Source organism: Microbacterium sp. F2E, from assembly GCF_020905435.1.
Lineage (GTDB): Bacteria > Actinomycetota > Actinomycetes > Actinomycetales > Microbacteriaceae > Microbacterium > Microbacterium lacticum.
In genome coordinates, this window is sequence record NZ_JAJJIB010000011.1 from 1 (window position 1) to 15,041 (window position 15,041).

Consider the following 15,041-nt stretch of genomic DNA (forward strand, 5'->3'; position numbering starts at 1 on the left):
CACCCCCGCCGAGACCCGGGCCGCCTACTACGCCCAGACCGCAACCGCGGCCTGAAATCCACAAAGAGATCGTCTACGAAGCTTGACACAGCCCAGTGTGTCTCCTTCTCGAGCGATGGTTAGGCCTGGACGGGCGCGGGCTCTCGGGTGGCGGGGGCGCCGGCACGGGTTGGGGTGGGCAGGGGGCGGAAGCGGCGCAGGCGGAGGCTGTTGGTGACGACGAACACGCTGCTGAACGCCATTGCCGCGGCGGCGAGGATGGGGTTGAGCAGGGCGAGCATCGCGACCGGGATCGCGGCGACGTTGTACGCGAACGCCCAGAACAGGTTCCCCTTGATCGTGCCCAGGGTGCGGCGGGCCAGCCGGATCGCGTCCGGGACCAGCATCAGGTCGCCGGAGACGATGGTCAGGTCCGCGGCGGTGATGGCCGCGTCGGTGCCGGTGCCCATCGCGATCCCGAGGTCGGCGGCGGCGAGGGCTGCGGCGTCGTTGACGCCGTCGCCGACCATCGCGACCACCCGGCCCGCGGCCTGCAGGTCGCGGATGGTGTCGAGCTTGCCCTGCGGGGTGACCCCGGCGCGGACGTCCTCGATCCCGGCCTGGTTGGCGATCGCGCGGGCGGCGCCGGGGTTGTCGCCGGTGAGCAGGATCGGGGTCAACCCGAGCTCCCGGAGCCGTGCGACCGCCTCACGGCTGGTGGGTTTGATGGTGTCGGCGACGCTGATCGCCCCGCGCACCTGCCCGTCCCACGCCACCACCGTCACCGTCGCCCCCGCCGCCTCGTCCGCCGCGATGGTCGCGGCGAGGCCTGAGGGGATGGGGAGGGACCACTGGGTGGTGATCCAGGAGGCGCGGCCCGCGGCGACCATCCGGCCGTCGACGATGCCCTGCACGCCTTGACCGGCCTCGGCGGCGAATGACTCCACGGCATCCGTCGGGCCGTCGGCTGCGGCGGTGATGGCGCGGCCGATGGGGTGCTCGGAGCCGTGCTCGAGCGCCGCGGCGAACCGGATCAGCTCCGCCTCATCGGTGCCGGGAGCGGGGTGGATGCCGGTGACGGTCATGGTGCCGGCGGTGATGGTGCCGGTCTTGTCGAGCACGACGGTGTCGATGCGGCGGGTCTGCTCGAGCACCTGGGGTCCGCGGATGAGGATGCCCAGCTGGGCGCCGCGGCCGGTGCCGACCAGCAGAGCGGTCGGCGTCGCCAGCCCCAGCGCGCACGGGCAGGCGATGATCAGGGTGGTCACCGCGGCGGTGAAGGCGACCTCCAAGGGCGCCCCCGCGATCAGCCACCCGGCGAACGCGGCCAGGGCGAGGACGATGACGATGGGGACGAAGACGGCCGACACCCGGTCGGCGAGGCGCTGCACCTGGGCCTTGCCGGTCTGCGCCTCCTCGACCAGCCGCGCCATCCGGGCCAGCTCGGTGTCGGCGCCGACGCGGGTGATCTGCACGAGCAGGCGCCCGCCGGTGTTCACAGTCGCGCCGACCACGCGGGAGCCGGGGGCGACTTCGACCGGCACGGACTCGCCGGTCAGCATCGACTCGTCCACCGCGGACATTCCCTCGGTGACGAGGCCGTCGGCGGGGATCTTCTCACCCGGCCGCACCACCACGACATCACCCGGAACGAGCTGTGCGACGGGGACGCGCTGCTCAGTGCCTTCGCGGAGGATCACTGCGTCCTTGGCGCCGAGCTCCAGCAGGGCGCGCAGGGCCTCGCCGGACTGCCGCTTGGCACGAACCTCGAGGTAGCGGCCGAGGAGGATGAACACGGTCACCAGCGCGGCGACCTCCAGGTACACCTCGTGGCCACCGGCCTGCGGGGTGCCGACGAAGGTGACGCTCATCCGCATTCCCGGCATCCCCGCACCGCCGAAGAACAGCGCGTACAGCGACCAGCCGAACGCGGCCAGCACCCCGACGCTGATCAGAGTGTCCATCGTCGCCGCCCCGTGCCGGGCATTGATCGCCGCGGCGCGGTGGAACGGCCACGCCCCCCACACCACCACCGGCGCGGCCAGGGTGAGCGTGAGCCACTGCCAGTAGGTGAACTGCAGGGCGGGGATCATCGACAGCACCGCGACCGGCACCGCCAGCACCGCCGAGACGATCAGCCGCTGCCGCAGCGACGCCAGCTCATCGTCCCGCGGGATGGTCTGCTCAGCCGTGTCGGGCACAGGCGGGGCTGGGAGGCTCGCTCCGTACCCCGCCTGCTCGACCGCCGCGATCAGCTCCTCCACCGGCACCGGGGCCTCCGAGTGCACGCGGGCCTTCTCGGTGGCGAAGTTGACCGTCGCCTCCACCCCGGGCAGCTTGTTCAGCTTCCGCTCGACCCGCGTCGCGCACGACGCGCAGGTCATCCCGGTGATGTCGAGATCGACGTCCAGCGTGCTCATGAGGCTGCGGCGAGGCTGTACCCGGCCTCCTCCACCGCCGCCCGCACCCGCTCCGCATCCACCGGCGTCGCGCTGGACACCGTCACCGTGGACACGCCACCGGCGTGCAGATCGACCGCGACGTCGGAGACACCGTCGATCGCGGAGACCTCCTCGGTGACGCTACGCACGCAGTGCGCGCAGGTCATCCCCTCCACCAGGAACTGCGCCGACACGGTCTCACCCGCCGCCGTCTGCTGCGCCGGCGCGCCGGTGTCGGTGGCTGCCGTGGCGTGGGAGGTGGGGCTGCAACAGGCGCAGCCACCGCCGGTGCTGGTCGCCTGCAGGCCGAGGTCCTGGAATCCCTGTCCGGTCATGATGTGCTCCCTTCAAGAGCGTTGAACGATGTGAGTGGGGACGACGTTAGGAGCGCACGAGGCGCGCGATCGCGGCGTTCGCCTCGCGGAGCTTCTCCTCCGCGAGCGGGCCGCCTTCGGCGGTCGCCTGCGCGACGCAATGCGCGAGGTGGTCTTCCAGCAGCGACAGCGCGACGGACTCCAGCGCCTTCGTCGCCGCCGACACCTGGGTCAGCACGTCGATGCAGTACACGTCCTCGTCGATCATCCGCGCGATCCCGCGCACCTGACCCTCCGCGCGGCTCAGCCGCGCCAGCAGCGCCGGCTTGTTGTCCACATACCCGTGTGCCATCTCGCACCTCCACCCACAATCTACCATACCCTGTAGGGGTACAGGGTGTAGGGTGAGGTCATGAGCGGCATCCAGGAGCCGCGGCCCGCACAGACCACCCGTTGGCACGTCGTGACGGGCGGTCCCAGCTCCGGCAAGACCACCACGGTCAACCTGCTGCGGGGCCGCGGGTACACGACCACGATCGAGCACGCCCGCCACTACATCGACCTGCAACGGATCACCGGGCGCAGCACCGCGGAGGTGCGGGCACGGCAGAGCGAGTTCCAGCGCGCCGTCGTCGACATGCAGGTCGAGCAGGAACGCTCCCTCGACCCGCAACAGACCGTGTTCCTGGACCGTGCTCTGCCGGACTCGCTCGCCTACTACCGCTTCCTCGGCCTCGCCCCCGGCACCGCCCTGCTGGGCGCGCTGGCCGGCGCCCGGTACGCGACGGTGTTCCTGCTTGACCTGCTCCCGCTGGCGCCCGACTACGCGCGCACCGAGGACCCCGCCGCGCAGCGGCGCATCCACGACCTGCTCGGGCTGGTGTACCAGGAGCTGGGCTTTCCCGTCGTCACCGTCCCCGCACTCGCCCCCGACGCGCGCGTCGACTTCATCCTCGAACGAGCATCGGCCGGCACTCCAGCCGAGAGGGGCGTGAGCTGATGGGCGCGGGGAGTAGCCGGTACCGGCAGATCGGGGCCGTGCTGCGCCGGCACGGACTCGGCGTCCTGGCCGGCGTGCTGGGCCTGGGCGGCTTGGTGCCGTTCCACCGCGGCGCCCTCGGACACGCCCGACAGGAGGACCCCTACACGAACCCCGAGCATGTGCGGGTCGCGTTGGAGGAGCTCGGGCCGACGTTCGTGAAACTGGGCCAGATCCTCTCCACCCGGCACGATCTGCTCCCCGCGGCATGGGTCGCCGAGTTCGCCAAACTGCAGGACGACGTCGCCGCGGCACCGTGGGAGGGCATTCGGGACGTGCTCCGTGAAGAGCTCGGCGCCGACCCAGAGCACGTGTTCGCCCAGTTCGACCCGGTGCCGCTGGCGGCGGCGTCCATCGGGCAGGCGTACGCGGCAACTCTTCACGACGGCACCGAGGTCGTCGTGAAGGTGCGCCGGCCCGGCGTGGTCGCGCAGGTGCATGAAGACCTGGACATTCTCCGCAACCTCGCCGACCGCGCCGACCGGCGCTGGGATGCCATCCGGCAGTACGACCTGCCCGGGCTGGTGGAGGAGTTCTCCCGCACGCTGCGTGCCGAGCTGGACTACCTGCAGGAGGCCCGCAACGCCGAACGGTTCGCGCAGGAGTTCGCCCACGCGGCGCGGGTGCGGATTCCCCGCGTGCACGGGGAGACCACGACCTCGCGCGTGCTGACCCTGGAGCGGATGAGCGGGGTGCGGATCGACGACCTGGAGGGCCTGGACGCCGCCGGCATCGACCGGGTCGCACTCGCGCGGCTGGGTGCCGACATCGTGCTCACGATGGTGTTCGACAACCGGTTCTTCCATGCCGACCCCCATCCCGGGAACATGTTCGTGCAGCCCGACGGCGCGCTCGCGCTGATCGACTTCGGGATGGTCGGGGAGCTCACCGAACAGACCACGGACGGCCTCGCCGGCATCGTGCTCGCCTTCACCCGCGACGACCCGGACACCCTCACCACCGCCCTGATAGAACTCTCCCGGACCGCCGACGTCGTCGACCGGGCAGGGCTGCGGCAGGCGATCACCGCGTTCACGGCCCGCTACCGGGGCCGTTCGCTGTCGGAGATCAGCCTCGCAATCATGCTCCAGCAGCTGCTCGGCATCCTGCAGCAGCACCAGCTGCACCTTCCGCAGGAGACGGCGCTGCTGTTCAAAGTGCTGATGATGGCCGAAGGGACCGCGGCGCGGCTGGATCCGGACTTCCAGATGCTCGACGCCCTGCAGCCCTACGCTGAGCAGCTCACCCGCGCCCAGCTGTCCCTGCCGGCTCTGGCCCGGCGATGGGCGCGCGCGGGAGCCGACACCGGGGCACTGCTCACCGAGCTGCCCGCCACCCTGAGCCGGCTCCGGCATCTCCTCGAAGACGGCGGGTTCGAGGTGCACCTGCGCGCGACGGAGCTGGAACCTCTCGTTGGGCGCGCCGAACGCGTCGGCAACCGTGTCGTCGCGGGAATGATCGCCGCCGCGCTGATCAGCGGGATCGGCACCCTCGTCGGCGGGAACACGAAATGGCGCTCCCGGGAAGGCGTCCTGATCGGCGCCGGGACCGGCACGATCGGCGCCCTCGGCAGCTATCTGCTGTGGACGCTGCGGCGCCGCCGACCCCGCCCCTGACCCGCGCACGGCTCAAGAACACCACGAAAGGAGACGAAGATGGACAGGATCAGAGTCGGCGTCAACGGGTACGGAGTGATCGGCGAGAGGGTCGCCGACGCCGTCCACGCCCAACCCGACATGCAGTTGACTGGCGTCGCGGACATCATCACCGACTGGCGCATACAATCCGCCGTCCCGCGGCTGCCCGTATTCGCCGCCACCCCCGACGCGCACAGCGGCATGGTGGACACCGGCATCCGCCCCGAGGGAACCCTCGACGATCTCCTCGCGCAGAGCGACGTGATCGTCGATACGACCCCCAAGCACGTCGCCGCCGGAAACCTGCCCCGCTACCAGGCGGCGGGAGTAGAGGTGATCGTGCAGGGCGGGGAAGCGCACTCGACCACCGGGCACTCCTTCGTCGCCCAGGCCAACTACGCCACCGCGCTCGGCCGGGACCTGACCCGGGTGGTGTCCTGCAACACCACCAGCATCGTCCGCGTCCTCGGCGCGCTCGAAAACGCCGGGCTGCTGCTGCGCGCCCGCGGGGTCCTCATCCGCCGCGCCACCGACCCGTGGGAATCGCACCTGGGCGGCATCATGAACACGATGGTCCCCGAACCGGTCATCCCCTCCCACCAGGGCCCCGACGCGAAGACCGTGCTCCCCGACCTGGACGTGGTCACCATCGCCGCCAAGGGCGCACACACCCAGACCCATAACCACTACTGGACCCTGCAGCTGACCCGCCGCGCATCCCGCGACGAGGTCCTCGACGCACTGCGCGCCGCACCCCGGATCGCGTTCATCCGGATGTCCGACGGGCTGGTCGCCCTCAACTCCACGGTCGAGCTGATGCGCGACCTCGGCCGGCCCCGCGGGGACATGTGGGAGGTCGCGGTCTGGGAAGACCTCGTCACCGTCGACGGCGACGAGGCGTACCTCACCTACCAGGTGTGCAACGAGGCGATCGTCATCCCCGAGACCGTCGACGCGATCCGCGCCCTCACCGGCACCGTCACCGACCCCGCCGCCTCCATCCGGCTCACCGACGCGACCCTCGGCATGAGGCAGGACTTCCTCGCCCCGGAGCGGTCATGACCTCCCCGAACGCCGGGCCGCCCCGTGCCCCCCGCGCTGGACGCGTGTGGATCTGGGTGATCATCGCGCTGGCCGTCGCCGGGATCGTCCTCTACCTGATCATCGACCACTGGACCCACCTCGCTGCGGCCGCCCCCTACGCCGGCATCATCGTGATCGCCCTGCTGCACCTGTTCAGCCACCGCGGACACGGAGGCCACGGACGACACCGTGAACAGACCCGTCACGACCACACGAACCCGCCCCCCGACGACGACGCATGAGCACCCCCACCGCTGCGCGTGCATATCCACATGCTGTTGCCTCGTCGGCGTGCGACGGAACCAGCACACACGACAGAAATCAGTGGGCAGTGTAGGGACCGCTCAGAGATGTCCATCCGCGGAGCAGGAGGACGGGGAGTTGACAAGCGAAATGTCCTCGATGATCCGCCGCGAGCATGCAGCGAGATGTCTTTCGAGGTCGATCTGCTCTCGTTGAGCTGATGACTCAGCCTTCTGCCCTCGGCTTGGAGAGGTAGAGCAGAAGCCCGAGCGCAACGCCGACACCGAGGATGACGTCGGCGAGGTTGCCGATGAATAGGTTGCCGTAGGCGAGGAAGTCGGTGACGTGGCCGCGGCCGAATCCGGGTGGGGCGAAGAGTCGGTCCAGGAGGTTGCCGACCGCGCCTCCCCACAGCAGCCCGATCGCGACCGCCCACCCCGCGGTGCAGGCGCGTGTGGCGGCGATGAGCAGAACCACAGATGCTGCGGCCGCGATGAGGGTGAGCAGCCAGGTCGAACCGGATCCGAGAGACATCACTGTGCCGGGGTTGAACGCGAGCTGCAGGCCGAGCCAGTCACCTAGGAGCGGGATGCGGTCGTGTTCGCTGAGCTGGGCGAGGGCGAGGGCTTTGGTGCCTTGGTCGATCAGCATGGCACCGGCTGCGACAACGCTCGCGAGCAGGAATCTGCCGAGCCGGCCTCGTGCCGCTGCCGGACTCCGGTTGCTCAGTTCCACGGCGTCCGCCCGGGTCGGGGTGAGAGCGGAACCGTCAACGGGGCCGGTCATGCCTTCGTGCGCCGCGCTGCGCGGAGGCCGTTGAGGATGACGATGACCTCCGCGACCTCGTGCACGAGCACCACGGCGGCAAGGCCCAGGATGCCGGTAATCGCCAGCGGCAGCAGGACCGCGATGATCGCGATGGACAGCACCACGTTCTGGTTGATGATGCTGCGGCCGCGGCGGGCATGAGCGAGGGCCTGCGGGATGAGGCGCAGGTCGTGGCCGGTGAACGCGACGTCGGCGGACTCGATCGCAGCGTCCGCGCCCTTGGCTCCCATCGCGATCCCCAGATCGGCGGCCGCCAGCGCGGGGGCGTCGTTGATGCCGTCTCCGATCATGGCCGTGGGCTGTGACTTCGACAGTTCCGCGACGGCGGTGGCCTTGTCCTCGGGGCGCAGTTCGGCGCGCACGTCGCTGATACCGGCCTGGGCGGCCAGCGCTGCGGCGGTGCGGGCGTTGTCGCCGGTGAGCATCGTCACGCCGATGCCGCGGCGGTTCAGCGTGGCGATGACCTCGGGAACCTCGGGCCGCAGCTCGTCCCGCACCCCGATTGCGCCAGCCGGCTGGTCGTTGCGGTGGACGATGACGACGGTCATCCCCTCGGACTCCATCGCCTCCACGTCGACCGCCAGTGTGCCGGCGTCCAGCCACCGCGGGCTCCCGACCGCGAGACGGGCACCGTCGAGGGTGCCGACGATGCCGTGCCCGGCGGTCTCAGTGACGTCTGCGGCGTCCTGGGCGTCGGGAACCGCGTTGGTGATCGCTGCGGCCAGGGGGTGTGTGCTGTGACCTTCCACGCTCGCCGCCCACGCGAGAACCTCAGTCTCGGTCGCGCCGGTGGTGACGACGCGCGTGACGGTGGGCTCGTTGCGGGTGAGGGTGCCGGTTTTGTCGACGGCGAGGTGACGGATGCCACCGAATCGCTCGAACGCGGCCCCGGACTTCACGACCACACCGAACTTCGACGCGGCGCCAATTGCGGATACGACGGTGACGGGGACGGCGATCGCGAGGGCGCAGGGCGAGGCTGCGACCAGCACCACCAGGGCACGGGTGATCCACAGCTCGGGGTTGCCGCTCAGCAGCGAACCGAGCACGCCTACCAGCACGGCGAGGATCATCACGCCGGGCACGAGGGGGCGGGCGATCCGGTCGGCCAGGCGGGCACGGTCGCCCTTCTCAGCTTGGGCCTGCTCGACCAGCTCGACGATGGTGGTCAGTGAGTTGTCAGTGCCGGCGGCGGTGGCCTCGACCTCGAGGACGCCGGTGGTGTTGATCGACCCGGCCGAGACGTCGGTGCCGGGTTCGACCTCGACGGGGATCGACTCGCCCGTGATCGCGGATGTGTCCAGGCTGCTCCGCCCGGCGCGCACGATGCCATCAGTCGCGATCCTTTCACCCGGCCGGACCACGAGCACGTCGCCGACGCGCAGCTCCTTCGCCTCGACCTCGGCCGTGGCGTCGCCGCGCTTGACGAGTGCGGTGTCGGGCACGAGCTTCAACAGCGCCCGCAACCCGGCACGGGCGCGGTCCATCGCCTTGTCTTCCAGCGCCTCCGCGATGGAGTACAGGAACGCCAGCGCGGCGGCCTCCTCGACATAGCCGAGGATCACCGCGCCGGTGGCGCTGATTGTCATCAGCAGGCCGATGCCGAGCTTGCCCTTCGTGAACAGCTTGCGCAGCGCGCCCGGCACGAACGTGTACGCGCCCAGCAGCAGACCGATCCAGAACAGCACCAGGCCCGCGGTCTCCGCGCCGGTCCACTCGCACACCAGACCGGCACCGAACGCGACACCGGAGGCAATCGGGATCAGAACGCTGGGACTCCGATACCACGGCCGGTCATCGTCATCGTCATCATCGTCATCGAGGTCGACGTGCTCGACCTGCGAACCCGTGACCGCGCTCACGCCCGCACCTCCCCCGCCACGCAGCCCTCAACGCCACAGTCGGGGTCCATGCACGGCACGCTCTCGTCGACCGCGAGCGTCACGTCCACCAGCGCCGTCAGAGCACGAGCCAGGTGCGGGTCCGCGACCTCGTAGCGGGTCTGCCGGCCCTCCGGCTCGGCCACCACGATCCCGCACCCACGCAAACACGTCAGATGGTTCGACACGTTCGACCGGGACAGCCCCAGATCGCGAGACAGCACCGCGGGATAGCTCGGGCCGGCCAGCAGGGTCAGGAGGATGCGAGAGCGGGTCGGGTCGGCCATAGCCCGGCCGAGCCGATTCATCACATCGAGTCGATCAGCAATAGTCAGCATACGGTGACTATACATCAGCAACTGTACTAATCCGTAGGCCGTGCACTCACGCCTTGAGCCGCGAGTCTCCCTGAAATGTCCAGATGGACATCGCGTGGACATTTCACCCGCGAAATGGACATCTCAGAAAAACCCCTACACCCCCTACTGTAGGTTCCCGCTCGAGATGGCGAGGAATGCCGCGATTCCACGGTAGTTGGCTGGGGTTTCGGGTTCAGGATTCCGCGAGTAGTGGCGGATTCTTACAAGAGCTCATGGCCGTCGCGGCGATCGGCTACACACCATGCAGCGTGTCCGAACCGGCAGCGACGCGCTCTCCCCGGCCGCAGCAGCGCCCCCCGACGTGAACGGGAATACTCTCGTCAATCGGGGAGCTCCGGCAGGCGTCATCCTCCGCCGGGCAGATGCTCGAGGTGCCCGATGGCCTCCTCGAGCAGTTCGGAGACGTGGTCGTCGAAGAGCGAGTAGTGGATGTGCCGGCCGTCGCGCGTGCCAAGGACCAGGCTCAGATGCCGCAGCAGCCGCAAATGGTTCGATGTGGTCGTCTGTCCGATGTGCAGCTGTTCGCTGAGGTCGGTCACGGTGCTCGGCTGAACACTCAGCGCGCTCAGAATGCGCAGCCGCACAGGTGACGCCAGTGCCTGCATGATCTCGGCGAGACGCTCAGCATCCGCTACGGACAGGGTGCCTGCTTCCCGACGCGTCTCAGTACCGGCCATGCTCACCATTGTGCCCTCCGACCACGATAATCATTCACAACTACAATATATCATGATCTTGTGATGTATCCTGGTCGCATGACTGCTTCTTCCCCGACGACTACCGCGCCCGCTGCGGAGACGCACGACCATTCCCACGGTTCGGCCCGGTGGGAGCTGTGGTTCGCGATCGCCGCGGGCGTGACCTACGCCGGCGGGATGATCGCCGAGTTCGCGTTGGGGCTGCCGATGGTCGGGTGGCCGTTGGTGTTCTTCCTCGCCACCTACTTCTTCGGTGGGTTCTTCACGTTCCGCACCGCGATCGCCTCGACGATGCGAGGGAAGTTCGAGGTCGACTTCCTCATGCTGGTGGCCGCGATCGGCGCCGCCCTCATCGGCCGGTGGGCGGAAGGGGCGGTGCTGCTGTTCCTGTTCAGCCTCGGCCACGCGCTCGAGGAATACGCCCTCAGCCGTGCCAGCAAGTCCATCGAGTCCCTGGCCGAGCTCGCTCCCCGCAGCGCCCTGGTGCGCCGCGGCGGGGACGAGCCGGTGGAGGTGCCGGTGGAGGAGATCGTCGTCGGGGACATCGTCGTCATCCGCCCGAACTCCCGCATTCCCTCAGACGGGTTCGTGATCTCCGGGGTGTCCGCGGTGGATCAGTCCGCGGTCACCGGGGAGTCGATTCCGGTGGAGAAGGAGCCGGTGGCCGACCCGGAGCGGGCGATGCGCACCGTCGACACCCTGCCCGCCGCCAACCGTGTGTTCGCCGGCACCGTGAACGGGTCCGGCGTGCTCGAGGTCGAGGTCACCGCGACCTCCGCGGACTCGACGCTCAGCAAGGTCGTCGAGCTCGTCCGCTCCGCCGACCAGGCCGCCTCCCCCACACAGCAGTTCATCGACCGGTTCCAGCGTTGGTACGTGCCCGCCGTGATCCTCGGGGTCGCCGTCACCCTCCTGATCTCCTGGCTCGCGTTCGCGCAACCGTTCCCCGACGCGTTCTACCTCGCCATGACCGTGCTCGTCGCCGCCAGCCCCTGCGCGCTCGCGATCGCAACCCCGGCCGCGGTGCTGGCAGGGGTCGCCCGTGCTGCGCGTGCCGGGGTGCTCGTCAAGGGCGGCGCCCCGCTCGAGACGCTCGGGCGGGTCAAGGCGATGGCGTTCGACAAGACCGGCACCCTGACCTGGGGTGCCCCCCGGGTGACGTCCGTCACCCCCGCCGCCGACGTGCCCGAGTCCGAGCTGATCCGCACTCTGGTCGCTGTCGAAGCGCTCAGCGATCACCCGCTGGCCGAGGCGATCGTCCGCGACCTCGAGCCCCGCGTCCCCCAGGCCGAGCGCCTCACCGCGACAGACCTGAACGCGGTCGTCGGGCGTGGCGTCACGGCGACGATCGACGGCGAGCGGGTCGACGTCGGCAACCTGCGCATGTTCGACGAGCAGCAACTCGCGCTGACCGGCACGCTCGCCGACGCGTACACGCAGGCGCGGGACTCCGGGCAGACGCTGATGATCATCCGCCGTGGCGACCGGTTCCTCGGCATCGTCGGCGTGATGGATGCGTCCCGCGCGGAGTCCGCCCAGGTGCTCAGCGCGCTCCGGGGCGCGAACGTGGGGCAGCTCGTGATGATCTCCGGCGACAACCAGCGCGTCGCCGACGCGGTCGGCCGGGAAGTCGGCGTCGACACCGCGATCGGCGAACTGCTCCCCGAGGACAAAGTCGCTCAGATCACCCGCCTCGCCGAAACCCACCGACCGATCGCGATGGTCGGCGACGGCGTCAACGACGCCCCCGCGATGGCCCGCGCCGACGTCGGCATCGCGATGGGCGCCGCCGGCTCCACCGTCGCGTTGGAAACCAGCGACATCGCGCTGATGAGCGACGACCTCGGCCGCGTCCCGTTCGCCGTGCGGCTCAGCCGCGCCACCAGCCGCATCATCCGGCAGAACCTCATCGCCAGCCTCGCGATCGTCGCGTTCCTCATCCTCGCCACCTTCCTCGGCCTGAACATCGGCGCGGTCGTACTCATCCACGAAGGCTCCACCCTGATCGTCGTCGGCAACGCACTCCGCCTGCTCAACTTCGAGCGCGGCAAAGAGCACCACGGCATCGACCACGAAGACAGGCCCACCGCTTGAGAGACTCAGCCGGCGCAGGCGACGGCCTCCCTTGCGCGGCTATGTGGCCCAGCAGGATTGCACGGTGCCGGTCGTTGCCTGCGCGACGGTCGGGATGGTCTCCACGAGTGCTCGTGTGATCTCCTCGGACGCGGGGTACTCGATGACCCGCCAACCGACGATGCCGAAGTCCTCATCCAATGCCTGCACCGCGCATGCGAACGACGTCCCAGCGGGTGGCGTGGCTTGGAAGGATACGGTCACGGTGCGCGCATCGACCAGCTCGTATCCGGTCTCGTCGAATCCGACGTCGTCGAGCGAGTTCGAGACAGTCAGCCACGAAAGCCCGGCGACAGACAGGATTGCCGCCGTCGCGACGGTGACCCAGAACACGCGGCGGCGGATGGGCCGCGGTCCCCGACCGTAGCGGTCGGCGAGCTCCTCTTTCGTCGTCACGTAGTGCGCCCTATCTGCGGCTGCGAGCATCGCGGTCGGCGAGCTCGGTGAGGCGTGCGTTGTAGGCCTCGAGCTCGGCTTCGCCGGTGCGGTCGGCGTGCCGGTCTCGCCGCTTGGTCTCGCGGTCGTCGCTGCGACTCCACTGAATCGCGACCGTGATCGCGAGGATCAGGGTGGGGATCTCACCGATCGACCACGCGATACCGCCGCCGGTGTACTGATCCTCGAGCGGTGTGACACCCCAGGTGCGACCCATCGACCCGAACCAGTCGGCGACCATCAGCCCCGACTGCATCATGATGGCGATGCCGAAGAACGCGTGCATCGCCATCACACCGATGAGCAGCAGCAGCCTGCCGGCGTAGGGAAGCCGCCACGGCACCGGGTCGATGCCGATCAGGGAGAGCGCGAACAGGTAGCCGGTGATGAGGAAGTGCGCGATCATCCACTGGTGGCCGAGGTGGTCGTACAGCGACCAGCGGAACAGGTCGGTGTAATAGAACACCCACAGTGAGCCGATGAACAGGGCGGCCGCGACGAACGGGTTCGTCAGGATGCGGGCGACGGGCGAATGCACCGCCCACAGGATCCACTCCCGCCCGCCGCGGGTGCCGTCGTCGCGTTTGCGGATCGCCCGGGCGGCGAGGGTCACCGGGGCGCCGGCGACCAGCAGCACCGGGATCGCCATCGTGAGCAGCATGTGCCCCACCATGTGCATGCTGAACAGGTAGTCCTGGTAGACGTTGACGACGCCGCCGGTGACCCAGACCAGCAGCACCATGCCGGCGACCCACATGATCGTGCGATACACAGGCCACGCGTCGCCGCGCCGGCGCAGCCGCCACACCCCGGCGAGATAGAAGAAGATCGCGAACCCGGCGAGCACCGCCCACAACATGTCCACGTTCCACGCGGTGACCCACCGTTCGATCGTGAGCTCCGGGGGCAGCGGGGCACCGGTGAGGCGTTCTGCCGGCGAGGGGATCTCGGGAAGCGGGGCCGGGTTCGGTGGCGGAGTGCGGGCCAGCGCTGCGGCGGCGCCGCTGGCCACACCCATCAGTGCCAGCTCGAACGCGATGAGCATCCAGAAAGGGCGGGATGCCGCGTCGGAGCTGCGCATCCTGCCGATCAGGCGGGTGCGGTACCACGCCCCGAAGAGGCCGAGGCCGACGCGCGACGACCTTGATGCCCAAGATCGCGCCATAGGGCGAGAGCAGATCGGACCACTCCTGCAGGCCGATGGCGGCGCGCACCGTGCCGGACACGGCGACGAGCACGAACGCGGCCAGAGCGATGCTCGAGTAGCGGGCGACGAGATCGGGGATGCGGCGACGGTCGAGGGCTGGACGGACGGCGATGAGCAGCAGGAGCCCGCCGAGCCACACCGCGGCGCCGATGATGTGCAGGATGAGCGCCATCATCGCCTCGTGGTGGAAGGCGTCATCGCCGGAGTGCCCCTGCGTGCCCATCGGCACGAGCGAGGCCACCGCCACCAGGGCGACCAGAAGCGTCCCGACCCAGGACCGCACGGCGAATGTCAGGACGGTGAGGGCGGCGCCGGCGACCGTCGTGATCAGCCATGTCCTGCCGACCTCGAGCTCGACGAGGAACCGGCCGAGCTGGGCACCGAACTGGGGGCCTGCGTCGATGGCCGGGTTGAACACGCTGAGAAGCGTGAGGAACCCGGTCGCGCCCGCGGCCACGGTGAACAGGGCTGCAGAGATCGACGCGGTATCGAGGGCGACGTCGAACTCGCGCTCACCGGCCCGCAGCGTGAACAAGGCGGTCACGAGCACACCGACCATGCCCGCGGCGGCGAGATTCACGACCAGTTTCGTGACCGGAAGCCCCCAGCGCACAACAGGGCCGGCGTCGCCGAGTGGGATCTGCGCAGCACCCCCACCGAACCACAACGCCCCGACCAAGGCGATGAGTGCGACCCCGCCGAGGATCGCAGGCCCTGCGACCCGCAAGACGCGAGGAGTCATTC

13 protein-coding genes and 1 pseudogene are annotated in these 15,041 nt (G+C 69.7%); 5 read left to right on the top strand and 9 right to left on the bottom strand.

All coding sequences use genetic code 11. The annotated features are described in order from the left end of the window. Positions 1 to 119: 119 nt before the first annotated feature. Genes LOK55_RS09575 through LOK55_RS09585 form a run of 3 tightly spaced genes read right to left on the bottom strand, consistent with a single transcriptional unit; the run spans position 120 to position 3,086 of the window. The gene (locus LOK55_RS09575; protein WP_229935207.1) at positions 120 to 2,399 is read right to left on the bottom strand and encodes a cation-translocating P-type ATPase; all 2,280 of its coding nucleotides are present in this window, start codon (positions 2,397 to 2,399) and stop codon (positions 120 to 122) included. Next, on the bottom strand, positions 2,396 to 2,755 hold the full coding sequence (locus LOK55_RS09580) for a heavy-metal-associated domain-containing protein (protein ID WP_051498747.1): 360 nt from the start codon (positions 2,753 to 2,755) through the stop codon (positions 2,396 to 2,398). Before LOK55_RS09580 ends, LOK55_RS09575 begins: the two co-directional genes overlap by 4 nt. 46 nt (positions 2,756 to 2,801) lie before the next feature. Next, positions 2,802 to 3,086: a metal-sensitive transcriptional regulator gene (locus LOK55_RS09585; RefSeq protein ID WP_005049572.1), complete on the bottom strand. Its 285-nt coding sequence runs from the start codon at positions 3,084 to 3,086 to the stop codon at positions 2,802 to 2,804. A gap of 60 nt (positions 3,087 to 3,146) precedes the next feature. Here LOK55_RS09585 and LOK55_RS09590 point away from each other — a divergent pair, with 60 nt between their 5' ends. From LOK55_RS09590 to LOK55_RS09605, 4 genes are read left to right on the top strand one after another with little or no spacing between them, the layout of a single operon-like run. Next, a complete protein-coding gene (locus tag LOK55_RS09590; RefSeq protein ID WP_229935208.1) occupies positions 3,147 to 3,734 on the top strand; it encodes an AAA family ATPase in 588 nt (195 codons plus the stop codon). After that, entirely contained in the window at positions 3,734 to 5,389 is a 1,656-nt protein-coding gene (locus tag LOK55_RS09595; RefSeq protein WP_036286080.1) for an AarF/ABC1/UbiB kinase family protein, read from the top strand. The genes LOK55_RS09590 and LOK55_RS09595 overlap by 1 nt, the downstream gene beginning before the upstream one ends. Before the next feature lie 39 nt (positions 5,390 to 5,428). Then, on the top strand, positions 5,429 to 6,472 hold the full coding sequence (locus LOK55_RS09600) for a type II glyceraldehyde-3-phosphate dehydrogenase (RefSeq protein ID WP_229935209.1): 1,044 nt from the start codon (positions 5,429 to 5,431) through the stop codon (positions 6,470 to 6,472). Beyond that, the gene (locus LOK55_RS09605; RefSeq protein WP_229935210.1) at positions 6,469 to 6,735 is read left to right on the top strand and encodes a DUF2933 domain-containing protein; all 267 of its coding nucleotides are present in this window, start codon (positions 6,469 to 6,471) and stop codon (positions 6,733 to 6,735) included. Before LOK55_RS09600 ends, LOK55_RS09605 begins: the two co-directional genes overlap by 4 nt. Before the next feature lie 226 nt (positions 6,736 to 6,961). On the opposite strand, the gene LOK55_RS09610 is transcribed toward LOK55_RS09605, so the two are convergent. The 4 genes from LOK55_RS09610 to LOK55_RS09625 all read right to left on the bottom strand — a co-directional run bounded on the left by LOK55_RS09610 (position 6,962) and on the right by LOK55_RS09625 (position 10,501). Beyond that, complete coding sequence (locus LOK55_RS09610) at positions 6,962 to 7,387, bottom strand: signal peptidase II (protein WP_229935211.1); 426 nt, start codon at positions 7,385 to 7,387, stop codon at positions 6,962 to 6,964. A 131-nt stretch (positions 7,388 to 7,518) separates the two neighbouring features. Next, the gene (locus LOK55_RS09615) at positions 7,519 to 9,426 is read right to left on the bottom strand and encodes a cation-translocating P-type ATPase (RefSeq protein WP_229935212.1); all 1,908 of its coding nucleotides are present in this window, start codon (positions 9,424 to 9,426) and stop codon (positions 7,519 to 7,521) included. Beyond that, entirely contained in the window at positions 9,423 to 9,782 is a 360-nt protein-coding gene (locus tag LOK55_RS09620) for a helix-turn-helix transcriptional regulator (RefSeq protein WP_229935213.1), read from the bottom strand. Before LOK55_RS09620 ends, LOK55_RS09615 begins: the two co-directional genes overlap by 4 nt. Before the next feature lie 386 nt (positions 9,783 to 10,168). After that, the gene (locus tag LOK55_RS09625; RefSeq protein WP_045246029.1) at positions 10,169 to 10,501 is read right to left on the bottom strand and encodes a helix-turn-helix transcriptional regulator; all 333 of its coding nucleotides are present in this window, start codon (positions 10,499 to 10,501) and stop codon (positions 10,169 to 10,171) included. Positions 10,502 to 10,579: 78 nt separating this feature from the next. On the opposite strand from LOK55_RS09625, the gene LOK55_RS09630 reads away from it, so the two are divergent. Next, the gene (locus tag LOK55_RS09630; protein WP_229935214.1) at positions 10,580 to 12,616 is read left to right on the top strand and encodes a heavy metal translocating P-type ATPase; all 2,037 of its coding nucleotides are present in this window, start codon (positions 10,580 to 10,582) and stop codon (positions 12,614 to 12,616) included. 39 nt (positions 12,617 to 12,655) lie between these two features. Here the strand turns inward: LOK55_RS09630 and LOK55_RS09635 are convergent, their stop codons facing one another. Together LOK55_RS09635 and LOK55_RS09640 are read right to left on the bottom strand one after the other, a co-directional pair. Beyond that, positions 12,656 to 13,051 carry a DUF4307 domain-containing protein gene (locus LOK55_RS09635; RefSeq protein WP_045246023.1) on the bottom strand — a complete coding sequence of 132 codons (396 nt, stop codon included), beginning with the start codon at positions 13,049 to 13,051 and terminating at the stop codon, positions 12,656 to 12,658. A 10-nt stretch (positions 13,052 to 13,061) separates the two neighbouring features. Then, positions 13,062 to 15,039 (bottom strand): annotated as a pseudogene (locus LOK55_RS09640) (cytochrome c oxidase assembly protein). Positions 15,040 to 15,041: the final 2 nt, after the last annotated feature.